This is a genomic window from Enterobacter cloacae complex sp. IR5459 (assembly GCF_049238005.1).
In the GTDB taxonomy this organism is placed as follows: domain Bacteria; phylum Pseudomonadota; class Gammaproteobacteria; order Enterobacterales; family Enterobacteriaceae; genus Enterobacter; species Enterobacter hormaechei_C.
In genome coordinates this window covers 49,317-64,385 of the sequence record NZ_JBMKIG010000003.1, presented here as the reverse complement: position 1 = coordinate 64,385, position 15,069 = coordinate 49,317, and the positions used below count along the sequence as shown (strand labels likewise).

The 15,069-nt window shown below is 59.0% G+C and carries 11 protein-coding genes; 2 read left to right on the top strand and 9 right to left on the bottom strand.

The window, feature by feature from the left end; translation table 11 throughout:
* Positions 1–139: 139 nt before the first annotated feature.
* The 5 genes from ACOTX4_RS06825 to ACOTX4_RS06805 are packed head-to-tail and all read right to left on the bottom strand — an operon-like array spanning position 140 to position 8,106.
* On the bottom strand, positions 140–2,329 hold the full coding sequence (locus ACOTX4_RS06825) for a TonB-dependent siderophore receptor (RefSeq protein ID WP_023324924.1): 2,190 nt from the start codon (positions 2,327–2,329) through the stop codon (positions 140–142).
* 26 nt (positions 2,330–2,355) lie between these two features.
* Positions 2,356–3,681 carry a lysine N(6)-hydroxylase/L-ornithine N(5)-oxygenase family protein gene (locus tag ACOTX4_RS06820; RefSeq protein ID WP_023314433.1) on the bottom strand — a complete coding sequence of 442 codons (1,326 nt, stop codon included), beginning with the start codon at positions 3,679–3,681 and terminating at the stop codon, positions 2,356–2,358.
* Entirely contained in the window at positions 3,678–5,420 is a 1,743-nt protein-coding gene (gene iucC, locus ACOTX4_RS06815) for an IucA/IucC family protein (protein WP_045330377.1), read from the bottom strand. The genes ACOTX4_RS06820 and iucC overlap by 4 nt, the downstream gene beginning before the upstream one ends.
* The gene (locus ACOTX4_RS06810; protein ID WP_023314431.1) at positions 5,417–6,364 is read right to left on the bottom strand and encodes a GNAT family N-acetyltransferase; all 948 of its coding nucleotides are present in this window, start codon (positions 6,362–6,364) and stop codon (positions 5,417–5,419) included. Before ACOTX4_RS06810 ends, iucC begins: the two co-directional genes overlap by 4 nt.
* Positions 6,364–8,106 carry an IucA/IucC family protein gene (locus tag ACOTX4_RS06805; protein ID WP_421635364.1) on the bottom strand — a complete coding sequence of 581 codons (1,743 nt, stop codon included), beginning with the start codon at positions 8,104–8,106 and terminating at the stop codon, positions 6,364–6,366. The genes ACOTX4_RS06810 and ACOTX4_RS06805 overlap by 1 nt, the downstream gene beginning before the upstream one ends.
* 138 nt (positions 8,107–8,244) lie before the next feature.
* Between ACOTX4_RS06805 and ACOTX4_RS06800 the strand changes: the two genes are divergently transcribed.
* Positions 8,245–9,444, top strand: a complete 1,200-nt coding sequence (locus ACOTX4_RS06800; RefSeq protein WP_045330372.1) for an MFS transporter — start codon at positions 8,245–8,247, stop codon at positions 9,442–9,444.
* A 3-nt stretch (positions 9,445–9,447) separates the two neighbouring features.
* Here the strand turns inward: ACOTX4_RS06800 and mtfA are convergent, their stop codons facing one another.
* Positions 9,448–10,245, bottom strand: a complete 798-nt coding sequence (gene mtfA, locus ACOTX4_RS06795) for a DgsA anti-repressor MtfA (protein ID WP_003859539.1) — start codon at positions 10,243–10,245, stop codon at positions 9,448–9,450.
* Positions 10,246–10,511: 266 nt separating this feature from the next.
* Here mtfA and ACOTX4_RS06790 point away from each other — a divergent pair, with 266 nt between their 5' ends.
* The gene (locus tag ACOTX4_RS06790) at positions 10,512–11,414 is read left to right on the top strand and encodes a LysR family transcriptional regulator (RefSeq protein WP_003859540.1); all 903 of its coding nucleotides are present in this window, start codon (positions 10,512–10,514) and stop codon (positions 11,412–11,414) included.
* Here the strand turns inward: ACOTX4_RS06790 and ACOTX4_RS06785 are convergent.
* The 3 genes from ACOTX4_RS06785 to ACOTX4_RS06775 all read right to left on the bottom strand — a co-directional run bounded on the left by ACOTX4_RS06785 (position 11,386) and on the right by ACOTX4_RS06775 (position 15,038).
* Positions 11,386–12,174, bottom strand: a complete 789-nt coding sequence (locus ACOTX4_RS06785; protein WP_032609610.1) for a substrate-binding domain-containing protein — start codon at positions 12,172–12,174, stop codon at positions 11,386–11,388. The genes ACOTX4_RS06790 and ACOTX4_RS06785 overlap by 29 nt on opposite strands.
* Before the next feature lie 6 nt (positions 12,175–12,180).
* On the bottom strand, positions 12,181–13,482 hold the full coding sequence (locus tag ACOTX4_RS06780; RefSeq protein ID WP_045330362.1) for an MFS transporter: 1,302 nt from the start codon (positions 13,480–13,482) through the stop codon (positions 12,181–12,183).
* Positions 13,483–13,742: 260 nt separating this feature from the next.
* Positions 13,743–15,038, bottom strand: a complete 1,296-nt coding sequence (locus ACOTX4_RS06775; protein WP_045330359.1) for a serine hydrolase domain-containing protein — start codon at positions 15,036–15,038, stop codon at positions 13,743–13,745.
* Between the last annotated feature and the right edge of the window lie 31 nt (positions 15,039–15,069).

Here is a 15,069-nt window from a genome sequence, read left to right as displayed (position 1 = left end):
CCTGCGTGCGCCTTGTCAAAGGGGAAAACACCGTTTTTGTTCGTTTGTCGACAATTTCAGCAAACCGATGATTTATTAGCAAATTTGCTTTCAAATTGCACAGCAAATCGCGCCGCCCGCAGACAGGCGGCGCGCAGGATCAGAACAGAACGGAGTAGTTCAGACCAAACGTACGTCCACGGCCTTTATAAGTATAAAGACCCGGTGCGCCGTAGGTTGGGCTATACAGCCCCGGTGCGCGCTGGCCCCAGGCGGTGGTGTAGTCTTTGTCCAGCAGGTTCTCCACGCTGAAGCTGACTTTGCCCACCGGCAGGGCGTAGCTACCCAGGAAATCAACGGTGTTATAGCCATCAATCTTCTTACCGTCGGCGTCAGACACGTCAAAGGTTTGTGTGCTCTGCACGCGTAGCGTCCAGTCGCCCGGCGCCCAGTTGACCCATGCGCTGGCTTTAGACGGGCTGGCGCTGTCGACCGTCAGCTTCTCCCATTTACCGTTTTCACGCGTTTCGGACTTGATGGCGTTAAAGTTCGCCCCGGTGCTCCAGTCGCTGTCGGTGAAGAAATAATCCACCTGGCCTTCAACCCCATAGATACGACGTTTGTCGTCCTCCAGGTTGATGGTCATGTCGCTCTTGTTGATGGTGATGGTTTTATCCGAGAGCGAGTAGTATGCCGCCACCTGAGTACGCAGGTTATCGCCGGTGAAGCGCCAGCCGAGCTCGTAAGCATTGACCTTAATCCCGTCCAGCGTTGAGTCGTTCACATTGACGCTGTTTTGCAGACGATAGTGACCATCGACCAGCTGATAGGTGCCGGAGCCGTAGTACTTCGCCAGGTCCGGGATCTCGAAGCCCTGGGAGAAGTTAAACCACAGCTGTTGCTGTTCGGTCAGACGTCCAAGGATCCCGGCGTTAAACAGGAAGTTGTTGTAGTCGGTTTTCCCGCCCGGCACCGCGTCAGCGGAGGTGGCTTTGCCCGTGGCGATTGCCTGCTGCTGGGCGTAACCGACAAAATCGTCCACCTTGTTTTCGGTGTACTGATAACGCACGCCGCCGCTCAGGGTGATGGCGTCAATGTCATAGCTGGCTTGCAGGAACGGCGCGAGGTTGGTAATGCTGTAACCCGGATAACGGCCCACGTTGTAGGCATTGTCCAGCTCCATGCCGCCGCTCGCCGCCGCTTTGCTTAAGTCGAAGAACTGCTGGTTGGCATCGAACGTTTCATGGTCGGCATCCACGCCCCAGGTGAGGGTCAGGTCGTCCATCGGCTTGCTGTTCAGCGTCAGCTTGCCGCCGTAAAAATCGGTTTTCTGCTGGGACGCGCCAATGCTGGTCACCGCGCCTTTGCTCAGCGTCGGGAACGGGTAGTAGGTCAGGCTCTCGTCACGGTAGTAAATCTGCGCAACCAGATCCTGACCCCAGAAATCGGTGTTCGAGTATTGCAGGTTGATCAGGTGACGCTCTGTGCCCGGGATACGGTCAGAGTTCAGGTTGTCTTTGTTATAGGCTTTGGCATCGCCCGTGACCGCAGCGAAATTCTCCCCAAGGAACAGGCCGTGCTTGCCGTCAGATTCGCTCTTGTAGTACTGCGTGGTTAACTGGAGCTGCTGATGATCGTCGATGTTGATGGTGCCTGTCCCCATCACGTCGATACGGTCGGAATACTGCAAGCCGGTCTGGGTGTTATCGATAATCACCTCGTCGCCGTTGCCGTCATACCAGCCGCCGTAGCGCTGATAGGAGACCGACAGACGACCAGAGGCGTTGTCATTGCCGCCGCTCACGGCTGCGGAGACGTTCTCATCATGGTCGTTATGGCTGTTAAACCCGCTTTTTGCCCCGGTCTGGAACTCCACTTCGGTCTCCGGCTGGCCTTTTTTGGTGACGATGTTCACCAGCCCGCCGGTACTGCCGCCGCCGTACAGCGAGGTGGCGCCGGAGATCACTTCGATGCGGTCAATGTTGAACGGATCGATAGAGTCGAGCTGGCGGCTGTCGCTGCGGGACGAGTTCAGACGTACGCCGTCCACCATCACCATCATGGAGCGACCGCGCAGGTTCATGCCGTAGTTGGTACGTCCCTGGCTGCTGACGTCCATGCCGGGGATCAGCTGGGCCAGAACGTCTTTAATCTCTTTCCCGCCCTGAACCTGCTGCTCAATTTCCGCCCGCTCAATAACCCAGGTGGTTTGCGCCATCTCTGCCACGCTGCGATGTGCCCGGCTGGCGGAGACCACAATATCTTCTTCCTTTTGTTCTTCCGCCCACGCAGAGGTAGAAAGCATGGCAAGCAAGCACGGATTTAAAACCCAAAGATGAGAACGTTTCATTGTTATGTTGATCCTGAATGTGTGTGTCAGTACTCGGTGGTCTTTATTAATGATTTAATAACCTGGCTGCTCTCCGGGCTGGTGGTGCTCCGCCAGTGGATCACGCCGGGGGTGGTTGCCAGCTCAAACGGCTCGTCATCGTGAGCGCGATTCAAAATTCGCGCCGCGCGCCAGGCCATCAGGCTGAGCTGGGGTTCGGCAATACCGAGACGGTGCATCCCGGCATTCACGGCAAACAGGCGGTTGCTCTGCGGGCCGTCCCATTCAAGGGTAAAATCGTTGTTGATGCAGAAGGCTTCATCCTCATCCAGACGCAGTCGGGAAGAGAGCGGGGCGAGAAAAGCAGGCTGCACGGCGCGGTAGCCGGTGGCGAAAATCACCACGTCGCTTTCAAGCTGTTCGCGCCCGCCGTCCAGGTGATGCTGGATGCTGAGGCGAGGTCCGGTTTCCTGGCGCGTCAGCGCCGTCACCGAGCGGGACGGCATCAGGTGCGCCCAGGGTTTTTCACGCAGCACTTCGAAACGGTGGTACATGGCGCGGTAAATCGCCAGCAGGGACTCGGTGGTGATCCCGTCGGAGGTCATTTTCTGCTCCTGCAACATCTGACGTCGGGCGTCGTCACCGAGGGTCGAGAAGCTGTCCACATACTCTGGCGTGAAATACTCGTTAGCAAACGCGGCTTCATCCAGCGCGTTGTAGTTGTTGCGGCGCGACACCCAGTTGAGGCTCAGCGGCTGGCCCCATTCCCCACGGAAGATATTCAGGAACAGATCCGCACCGCTCTGGCCGCCGCCGACGACGGTGACGCGCTTGCCCGCTAAATCCGGCGTGCGCAGCATCATTTCGCTGGCGTGGAAGCAGGTATCGTCCTGCGCGGTGACGCAGTCTGGCAGATTGATCTGCTTCCCAATCCCCACGCAGACGTGCCGCGCCAGAAAGCGATCCCGCTGGGTCACGATCTCAAACAGGCCGTTTTGCTCATCAAAGCTGACCTGCTGTACCTGCTGGCTGAAGGCCAGGTTGGTGAGGTTATCCGCCGCCCAGCACAGGTAGTCGGCAAACTCCTCGCGCGACACGGTGCGCTGCTCGGTGGTGAGGAAACGGTAGAACTTTTTGCGCTGTACCAGGTAGTTCAGGAAGCTGTGGCGGTTGGTTGGCTCTACGGCGCTGACCAGATCCTTCAGGAAGCTGGTCTGCATATGGCAGTCCGGCACCATCATCCCCGGGTGCCAGGAGAAGTGCGGCTTGCGTTCAAGAAACAGCGAGCTAAAACCGTCCAGCCCCTCCGCCAGCGCGGCAATACTGAGGTTGAACGGACCGATACCAATGCCGATGAAATCATAGGTTTTCATTGCGCTGACTCCCGGGAGACCAGAAAAAGAGGGTTATCAAGATCGCAGACGTAGTTCGGCAGCATGCGGCTGCCGCCGTCGTGTTCAGAGAAGGTCAGTTTGACCGGGTTGAGGATCACGCGAATAATCTGCGGCTTAAACAGGTCGAACTTCGCGAAGCGCGCCGCAAGATCCGGATGGGCGGCCATATAACGATGTAACACCAGCGCCAGGATCTGATAGAAGCGGGTTTCATTCACGCCGCATTGCAGGGTGAGGCGGGATATAAAGCGCAGCACCGTGACAAAGTTGCCGGTTTGCAGGTCGTGGATGATGTAATCCGCGCTGAGGCGCGCCGTCACCGCTTTTACCTGCTCCGGCAGGCTCTGCGCCTGCGGGAAATCTTCATCCACCAGGCGCATATCGCCCTGGAAATCCTTCAGCAAAATGCGCTGCGGAACGTAATCTTTCATCACCAGCGTGACGTTCTGGCCGTGGGCGATGAGCGCCACCCCGTAGCGACAGAGCAGGTGATAGAAGGGGATCACCGTCGCCTCAAACAGCTTTTCCAGCCATGCGTCAGCGGTTAACCCCGAGCGTTTGATCCATGCGTCAATCAGCGGGCGCCCCTGATTATCGGTTTCCATCAGCGCCGCCATCAGCACCGCCCGTTCACCATCCTGTAAATAGCAGGATGGGTTCTCGCGCCAGATCACCCCCAGCATCTCCTGATAGCGGTACGGCGCCTCAGGCAATGCGGCATAACCCGGATGCGACAGATATCCGGCAGCGGGTTCGCCAAGCACCTGCGCCCCGGAGCGAATCAGCGTGGCATCGCTGGCAAACTGCTGCTGTAGCCAGCGCGAGGCCAGCGGACCGGCGGCAATATACTTGCCCGGAATACCGCGATAGCAGGAGGTGTTGTAGATGGTCAGCGGCAGCTTGATGTCATACGGCGCGCGACGGCTGGCGTTGGTCAGCGTGCGCAGGGACTGCTGCGCCAGATACTCATCGCCGAACTCACCCAGCTCCACCATTTCACCGCGTGCGAGCTGCGCCAGGAAATGAATGGCAATTTTTTGCTGCCACTGCCACGGGTGCAGCGGCACCTGCAGCCAGCTATCATCCAGATCCAGCTCCTGCCAGCGGGCGTCGAACCGCTCGCGCTCGGCATCGTCCATGGCGCTGGAGAGCAGGGCGTTAATATCGCAATCGGCGTCGCTGCTCCAGACCAGACGATCGCGCTGCACGGCGACCCAGTGCAGGCGAAAACGCCCGCGATATTCCGGCGCGTACAGGCGCAGGGCATCCAGCCCCCAGCCGCGGCGTCCCTTGTTGAAAATAAACTTCGGGTGACCGCGCATCAGGCACTGTAGCTCGTCCGGGTCAAGGTGGATCAGCGCATCGGCATCCAGCGTTTCACGCGCCTGCAACAGCTGCATGTCGCCCCGCAGCGTGGCGTAGAGATCTTCCATGTGCTCCGCTGTTTGCGCGTCGCTCATCTCCAGTACGGTGGCCAGTTGCAGCAGCGCGTTTTCCGCTTCGACCGCCGCGCCGCTGGTGGTGGTCAGGGTATCAGGGTCAATATGCAGCCAGCCCCAGATCCCACGCGTGGCGCGAAACTGCCAGCACGCGTTGCCCATACTGATGCGCCAGTAGTCCGCCGAATCCGGCTCGGCGCGCAGGGTGCGTTCATATTCCAGTTCGGCGAGGATCTTCGCCACCATCTCGCGGTTCACTTTCTGCCAGAGCGCGTTCACAGTTCCACCTCGTGGAAGAAGCGATGACGCTCGCTCATGATGAGACGGGAGCGTTTGTGCGGGAAGTCGAACTCTTTCACTGTGTCGAAACCGGCGGACGCCAGATGGCGGAACAGACGCTGGTTGTCGAAGCGCGGTTCCGCCACAATGCGCGCCGTGCGCGGTTCATCGAGATACAGATAGTGGCTCAGGCCGCGCAGCCAGCTGCGGATATACTGCGCTCCGCGCCAGTTCTCTTCGCCCACCAGCATATGCAGCCCGCGGTCAAAGGGCTGCCAGCGATAGTGGCGGCCAATGCGGTCTTCCGCCGCCCAGTAGAGTTCAAAATAGCCGAATGGCTGATCGTCAAAGCAGCCGATCACCGGATAGCAATAGGTCGAGTCGAGCTGACGGCGCAGGTAGTTCTCCTGCTCGGCCTGCGGGCCGGCCATCTCCCAGAAAGCGTTCACGCGTGGGGTGTTCATCCAGCGGGTAAAACGCTCGCCGTCCAGCGCCACGTCCGCCACGCGGAAGCTCAGGGTGCGCTTAATCTGCGGATCGTAACGGCGATACACCTCGCCCTGTGGGCGGTGAGGGCGCAGCGGGAAGTACAGCTGACGGCTTTCGTCAAACTGCATTCCGCCGCTCGCCTGCGGGCGTTCGCCTTTCAGCCACAGCGGCAGCTGCCAGAAAATTTCACGCGCCAGATAATCTCCGTGAACGAGGCTAAACAGCGCCTGCGCCTGAGGTTCATCCTGCCAGGCTGCCCACGGCAGGGTAATGCCGGTCAGGGCGGGCGCGGCAACAAACAGCTGGTCGAGGGCGTCCACCAGCCAGCCGTCCGGGAGCCCGATCAGCCGCTCCATCACCGCGCTGCCGTCGAGACCCAGCGTCAGCGGCAGGTTTTGTTCCGTGACCGTGCAGCGAAAGCCGTAGCCGGAATGGACGATATTCGCGTTTGCCATCACGCCTTCTCCTTATAAAACGGGTTGCTGAAGTCGAAATAGATCACCGCCGGATCGACGATGGTGTTTTCGTTGCGATCGTGCAGATAGCAGAAGAAGTTGCCTTTACAGTTCCAGGTCGGGCTGTCGAGCACATAATCAAGGCAGCGGGTCTGCTTCGCCGTCGTGCGCAGTTCGGCCAGCGCGTCACGCACGCGGGACATCAGGTTCTCTTCGCTGTCGAAACCGGCAGCGGCGAGCGCGGCGGTGACGGCAAGGGTAGAGTTCAGCAGCAGGTAATAAGGGAAGTAGCGCAGCAGCTGGCTCTCACCGAAGCGGTTTTCAACTTCGGTTTCACCTGCCTCATTCAGCCACGCGTCGGCCCCTTCGGTCCAGGCGCTGCCCTGGCAGTCACGGTAGATCAGCCCAACGGGGAAATCCTGCTGCATCTCAACGAGGATATTTTGCTGGTGCGCCAGCAGGACCAGACCGTAGTCCGCCTCGGCGCTGAACAGCGGAAGCAATACGCGGTCGCAGTAGGCATCCAGCCAGCAGCGCGCGGCCTGGGCGAGGGGTAAGTCCAGACGCTGGCTCAGACGACGCACCGCCGCGGCGAGCAGGCTGTCGCCGCCGTCCGGCGCGGCCTGGGTCAGGCTCGCCAGCACGTTGGTTTGCGTTTCAGGGGTATCGAACAGCAGATTGACGCGCAGGGCCATCAGGCTCTCTTCCTGAATGACGCCGTGCTCATCGCGCAGCCCCGCCCAGCCGTCTTCCTGCATCACACGCATGGTCGGGTAGCGCGCCTGAAGTTCCTGCCAGCGTGCCGTTTTCGCCAGCCGCGCCAGGCGCATGCCGCGCTTAACCTCTTTCACCGACAGCGTGCGCACGGAGTTGGTCAGGCGCACGCTCAGGGAGAATTTAATCATGTCGCTGTTGGTTTCACTGTACAGCGAGCGGGAAGAGCTGGTGGGTAGCCATGGCGCACCGGCTTCGCCCAGATCGCGCAGGGCGCCTTTTTCTACCAGACGCTGGCACCAGTCCTGCTCCAGCAGATAGTCGGCCTGCCACGGGTGCATCGGCAGTAGCCAGCAGGTGTCGGTGAAGTGACCGAGAAGAGCCGGCGCGCTCTGCGCTGCAAAGCGCAGCAGACGTTCCCGCAGGGAGACATTCAGGCTGTCGCCGGTAATCAGCTCATGCTCAACCGCAAACCAGCGCAGCGGGAAGCGGGAGGCGAAATCCGGCAGATAGCGACGCGCCTCGGCCTCGTTAAACGGCTCGTGCGACTTTGGGGCAGGATGAAAAGCATGGCCGACCAGCAGCGCCTGTTCCGCTTCGGCAAAGGTCAGCGGCTTATCGCGCAGGTTTGCCCAGTTGTGGCGTAAATCAATGGCCTGCCAGGTGTGTGTATGGCTTTCCAGGACGCGCTGCTTAAAGCGAGCCAGCGTATCGGCATCCAGAGCGCCTTTAACCGTCTCTTTTTCAATAATTAAATCAATCAGTTGATGGAATGTGACCGTGTCACCGCCGTCGCTGTCGGCCTGAATCAGCGTTGCCGGGAAACGATACTGGTGATGCTGTGTGGGGGAGAAATAGCGTACCGGAACCCGAATGGCCTGGGTTGGGGAGAGCGGGATATGAATCAGTGATAACTCATCCGCACGGGTTGCGGGAAGATAGTGCCAGTCCTTCGTTTCGCGCAGCAGCGCGTTCAAAAAACACTGGGCCGCAACATCTGTACCGGCGGAGCGGAGCAGAGTACGCATAGTTGTACCTCATTCCATGACTGATAATAATTCTCGTTATGATATTCATTCTGTTTACAGTGGCAACTATTTTTGCAATATTTGTTTTCATAAACTTCATAATTTCCACACATTTATTGACATTATCTTCACAATTTTATGCGCACCCGTACCGAGAATCTCACTGACGTTGTGGCCCCCAAAGCTAACTGGTCCCTGGCACTGAGCGCCGGTTTATTAGGTATTGGACAAAACGGTTTGCTGGTCATGCTGCCGCAGCTGGTCTCCCTGACCGGATTGTCGCTCTCCGTCTGGGCCGGGCTGTTGATGTTCGGCTCGATGCTCTTTTTACCCGCATCGCCCTGGTGGGGACGCCAGAGCGAGCGGCACGGCTGTAAGATCGTTATGCTGGCCTCGCTGGGCGGCTACCTGGCGAGCTTCGTCGTGATGGCGCTGGTAGTCTGGGCGATGGCGAACGGCGCGCTGAATGCCCTCTGGGGAATGGCGGGCCTGGTTCTGTCGCGCATGCTGTACGGCCTGACGGTATCAGGGCTGGTGCCTGCGGCCCAGACGTGGGCCATTCAACGCGCGGGGTTGGATAAAAGGATGGCGGCGCTGGCGACGATAAGCTCTGGCCTGAGCTGCGGGCGTCTGCTGGGACCGCCTCTTGCCGCGCTGATGCTCGGCGTCAGCCCGGTCGCACCGCTCTGGCTGATGGCGCTGGCGCCGTTGATCGCGCTGCTGCTGGTGCTGCGCGAAGCCGCCGATCCCCCGCTGCCGCCGGTGGCGCACCAGTCGACGCGGTTACAGGCCTCCATGCTGCCTTTCCTGGTGCTGGCGCTGCTGCTGGCAGCGCTGGTCAGCCTGATGCAGCTTGGCTTATCGCCGCATCTTCATCCGTTATTCAATGGCGATGTCGTGCAAATCAGCCATCATGTCGCGCTATTGCTGAGTCTGGCCGCCCTGGCGACCCTGGCGGCGCAGTTTCTGGTGGTACGCCCGCAGCATTTTACCCCGAGAGTTTTACTCTTAATTGCCGCAGTGCTGATGGTGGCGGGTCTTGGGCTGATGTCTCTCGCCAGTTTAGCCCTGTTCTACGTGGGCATTGTCATCACTTCGCTGGGGGCCGCCATGGCAACGCCGGGATACCAGCTTTTGCTCAACGATCGGCTGACGACGGGCAAAGGCGCAGGGGTGATCGCCACCAGCCATACGCTGGGCTACGGGGCCAGCGCGCTGCTGGTACCCGTGGTGACGCGCTTTTACGGTGAGCAGTTTTTGATTACTGCCGCATGGGGAATGGCGCTGCTGTTTCTCGCGGTGAGCGTGTGGGTACGATCGACCGATCGTACCCCTTAAACATTAGTGGAACGGATGAGAGGATGTGCTGGCTGCGTCCTCACTTTGCCGCAGACGCTGGAGTGGATCCTGCTGATAAAACTGGCAAAAACGCTGCCATAGCGCCGGGAAGCGCGGGGCAAAAAGCTCAGGTGCGCTAAAGAAATACTCGGACAGCACCGCAAAGCACTCGGCGGGATCGGTCGCGGCGTAGGCATCAATGCTGGCCGCGCTTTCACCCACCAGGTCGATCTCATCCTGAATGTTTTCCATCGCCGCGTGCAGGTCGTGCTCCCATCCCGCGACTTCACGCAGCGGGATCAGCGGCACGCCGCTGGCGCGATCGCCGTTACGGGTATCCAGCTTATGCGCCACTTCGTGAATGATCAGGTTGAAGCCCGAGGCATCGAACGAGTCTTGAATATCCAGCCAGTTGAGGATGATTGGCCCTTGCTGCCAGCTCTGCCCGGACTGCACCATACGCTGGTTGTGCACCAGCCCGATGTCATCCTCCCACTCATCATCGACGATGAACGGCGCCGGGTAGATCAGCACTTCGTGGAAGCCATCCAGCCATTCGATACCCAGCTCCAGCACCGGCAAGCAGAAGAGCAGGGCGATGCGCGAATTTTTAAGCGGATCCAGTTCGAAGCCCTGTAGCGGTACCAGCCGTTTTTGCTGTAAAAAACGCTCGGCCAGCTGAATCAGCTTTGATTGCTCTTCAGGCAAGAGATTCGCCAGCACGGGGATCGCCAGAGCCTCATCCCAGGGGAGCGCCATATTTCGACCAGCGTCGTTCGTTTTCCAGGGCCACTTAATCATCGCTTTGCTCGTTACTCGCACGTGAACAAAATGGAAAGGTCAGGGGCTGTTAGCATGCCAACATACTCTGTTAAGCAGTATGACACTCCTCATCGGCTGCATGCAGAGTGGCGGCCTGTTTAAGAGGAATCCAGCCCGCATAAACTATCACTATGTGCCGTCAGGTTGATAGCGCTTTAGGGGTATCCCCTTCATTTTGTGAAGTATGTCGTGCGCGGCTATGATAAATCTCTTCTTACCCTACCGTGCTTAAGGATCCCGTCAGTATGCCCGTCAATTTTGACCTCAACGATCTCTATGCCTTCCGCGCTTTACTGGAATACGGCAATTTCCGTCTTGCGGCAGAATCTATCTGCCTTTCCCAGTCGGCGTTGAGTCGCAGAATTGAAAAGCTGGAGGCGGCACTGGGGACAAAACTGTTCGACAGAACCACCCGGCGCGTCACGCTGACCCTGTATGGACAGACCTTTGCCGACCGGTGCGGGCAACTGCTTGCTGACGTGGAGTCCATGCTTTCGGATATCGATAAGGCCAGCGAAGAGCGCACGGGGCTGATCACCGTGGCGACGGTGCCGTCAGCCGCCTGTTACTTTATGCCGGATGTGATCCGCCGCTTTCAGTCCCGTTACCCCCGCGTGCGCATAAAACTGATCGACAGCAGCGCCGGAAATGTTATCGAGGCCGTCACCCGCGGACAGGCGGATTTTGGTATCTGCTTTGCCCGGAGTTTGCAGCCCGACATCGAGTTTGTCCCGCTGGTGGAGGATGTCTACGTGGCCGCCTGCCGACGCGACAGCCCGCTTGCAAAAAGAAAAAGCCTGACGTGGCAGGCTTTTTATCAGCAGGATTATATCGGTCTGGATAAGACCTCCGGCAACCGCAATCTTCTCGACCAGCGGGTCGGGCATATTCGGCCTGAGCGCCCCAGCATCTGCGAAACGCGGCACGTGACGACCATGCTGGGGATGGTTGAAGCCGGGATCGGCATTGCGGCCGTTCCCGCCATGTCAATGCCCCGCGCAGAGCATTCGCTGCTGACGTCGGTACCTTTAACCGAGCCTGAAGTCAGGCGAACCGTGGGGCTGATCCGCCGCCGCGGTCGGATCCAGTCCTATATTGCTGCCGAACTCGAAACGCTGATTACCGAGCAGTATCGCGAGGTGCACTGACGGGCGTTAAGCCCGTTGCCGTAATGACGCTGGCGGCCTGTGGCGAGGCGAGAAAAGTCAGCAGCGCTTTTCCCTGTTCAGGATGGTCGGCCTTCTGCGTTACGGCTCCGGCGAAACGGGTAATGTACTGAATGTCGTCAGGCAACTTACCGACAAACGTCACCCCCGGGACCGGCAGAAGCTCGCTCACCTGCTGAAAGCCGAGGTCGTATTTCCCTTTTGCCACTTCAGACGCCACCGGGATACGCTCAACCCGGTGCGCTTTATCGTGGACCTGGCCGTCTATGCCCAGCTTACGGAACAGCTGGCTCTCAACATACCGGCCGCTGGCGCTGTCGGAATAAGCCATGGAATGCGCCTTCAGCAGCGTTTGCCGCAGGGCAGGCACCGTACTGATATCCGGCACCGGCGCGCCCGCTTTGACGACCATCCCGACGGGCGAATCCGCCAGCTCCACGCGGGAGCCCGCCGCCGTCCTGCGATCCTGTTCCAGTTTCGCCAGCGCATCGCCCACCATAATCACCACGTCCGCTTTTTCGCCCCGGGCGAGCCGGGCCGGAATGGCCTGCGGCGTTTTGCCCATCGACGGGCCGGAGATCACAATGAGCCTGTCGCCGCTTTGCGCTTCGTACTGCGGCGTCAGCTTCTCCAGCGCCGCTTTGAAGCCGCCAGAAATCATCACCGTCACATCCTGCGCAAGCGCGCCCGCGCTGAGGGTGGCGAAGGTCAGGGCGGCAATCACCGTTCTGAATGTAAGCATGAGGGATCACTCCTTAACGGCAGTTTGCAGGATTAACGTGCGACGACGATAGAGATAGAGCGTTGCCAGCAGGGCGCAAACGGCGGCAAAGCTCATCCAGTAGCCCGGGGAGGCTTTGTCGCCGGTGTACTCAATTAAGGCAGTCGAAATCACCGGCGTGAAACCGCCAAAGACCGCCGTTGCCAGGCTGTAAGCCAGCGAGAAGCCCGCCACGCGCACCTCTGCTGGCATGATCTCAGTCAGGGCCGGGATCATCGCGCCGTTATACAGACCGTAGAGGAAAGAGAGCCACAGCAGCACGGTCAGCATCATTGAGAAGCTCGGGGCTGCCGCCAGCATCGTCAGCGCCGGATAGCTGGTTGCCAGCGCCAGCAGCGTCATGGCGATCAGCACCGGTTTACGCCCGAAGCGATCCGACAGCGCGCCGCCCACCGGCAGCCAGATGAAGTTGGACACCGCCACCAGCAGCGTGACCAGAAGACTGTCCGACGCGCTGAGCATCAGGACTTTTTTACCGAAGGTCGGCGCGTAAACGGTGATCAGGTAAAACGCGGTGGTGGTCATCGCCACCATCAGCATGCCCGCGACGACGACCGGCCAGTTGGCGAGCAGCGTTGTGAAGACCTGACGCATCGCCAGATGGTGGCGACGGGCGCTGAATTCCTCGGTCTCTTCGAGCTTGCGGCGCAGGAAAAAGATGAACGGCACAATCAGACAGCCAAACAGGAACGGAATACGCCACCCCCATTCGCGAATGGCACTCTCTTCCAGCACCACATTCAGCGCGAAGCCCATCGCCGCCGCGATCATAATGGCGATCTGCTGGCTACCTGACTGCCAGCTGGTATAGAAACCCTTGCGGCCCGGCGTGGCGATCTCCGCCAGATAAACCGAAACCCCGCCCAGCTCGGCACCTGCCGAAAAACCCTGCAACAGGCGGCCGGTCAGCACCAGCAGCGGTGCCCACAGGCCAATGCTCTGATAAGAAGGGATCAGCACAATCAGAAAGGTTCCGGCGGCCATAATCGACAGGGTGACGATCAGCCCTTTACGGCGGCCCACTTTATCAATGTAAGCCCCCAGCACAATGGCCCCGATCGGACGCATCAGGAAGCCCGCGCCAAAGACGGCGAAGGTCATCATCAGTGACGCAAATTCACTGCTTGCCGGGAAAAAAGTATGGGCGATGTAGGTGGCATAAAAGCCGAACAGAAAGAAGTCGAATTGCTCAAGAAAGTTGCCCGACGTGACGCGGAAAATCGCGCCCGCTTTCGCACGAACCGTTGCAGGTGAGGTTGAGGAAACCATGATTATCTCCAGTTTTATAGCGACGTTATGCTCGTCTGTTTCTGAAAACTGGATCAGGAAGTGGAAATTAATAAGCGCAAATAGCGCATAAACCGATGCGTGTGGTGCATTAATGACAATGCGTTGACCAGTATTTACATATTCAACAATAACTTAACATTTCGATGATCTTTTATTTACCCCGTTTCGCTAAGTCGCTGATATATCAGTTTTGTGACACCGCGCAGATGAGAAGCCAGGCGGGGCCTGGCTTGGGATTATCAGCGCAGCGCGTTCGCAATCGCGCTAAACATCAGCGACGCTTCCAGCGGCTGGGCGCTGAATGACGGCTCTGCCTGCGGCCAGGTGGACCACTGGACGATAACCAGATTTTCTTTATGATTAACCATGATCATCTGCCCAAAAATACCCAGCGCCCACAGGGAATCCTTCAGCGAATTTTCGACTTTCGGCTCCACATTTGTGGCGGTGGCTGGCACTTCATTGTTCCACCACTGGTAGCCGTACAACCCCTTCGGATGCGCCTCGGACACCGATCCTTTGGCCTGTGTCCAGGCTGAGGACTGTTTCACCCAGCCCTCGGGGAGGATCTGCTTTCCGTCCGGCAGGGTACCGTTATGCAGGATAAACTCCCCGAAACGCCCCCAGTCTTCCAGCGTGGCGTTGAACCCATGCGCACCCACGTCGTGCTGGCCTTTGCTGTAGGCATGCCACACGCCGTCGCTCGCCATACCGTACGGCTGCCAGATGCTTTTCTCCAGATACGCCGCGAGCGTCATGCCGGTGGCGCGCTCAAGCACATCGCCTAACAGCCAGGCACCACCCGAGGAATAGGACCAGTTTTCGCCCGCCGGGTGTTCACGGTGTAACCCCTTCACCAGGGTGCGCACACAGTCGTAGGTGCCCGGTTTCGCTTCGCATTCGGTAAGCCGGGCGAAGTCAGATTGCGCGTTGGTGTAATCTTCAGTCCACGCCACGCCCGAGGTGTGGGTGATGAGCTGTTTCAGCGTTACGCCCTCCCAGGCGGTGCCTTTTAAATCCGGTTCGTATTGGGTGACAAGGTCGTCCAGGGAGTGGATTTTCCCTTCTTTAATCGCAACACCCACCAGCGCGGAGACCACGGATTTGCCCACGGAACGCGACGTCCAGAGCGTAGAGTCGGTATTGCCTTCTCCCAGATATTTATAGGCCACTTTGCCATTTTTCAGCACCAGCATGCCGCTGACGTTCTGGCGTTTCAGGTAATCCTGAAGATTGTAAATCTTACCCTTCACCTGATAGCGGGCATCGGTGAGCGGTTTTTCTGCGGGCAGCAGTGGCGTAGCGTTGCCGTGGCGGAACACATCGCCCGCGTAGTTGCGGTAGTCATTGCGAAAGCCCACCACGCGATCGGCCTGGCTCCAGGTGAGCATGGTATGTGCGTCCGGGAGTCTGGCATCGAAAGGCGCCGGACAGGTCGTGAGTTCGGTACCGTTGCAGGCCGCCATGACGGCGGGCGAGAGCAGGCTGCTGATAACCAGCGCCGCGAGCAGTGTGCGGTTTGTTTTGATTTTCATATTTATCTCGTTTGGCTCAGGAAGGACTTCA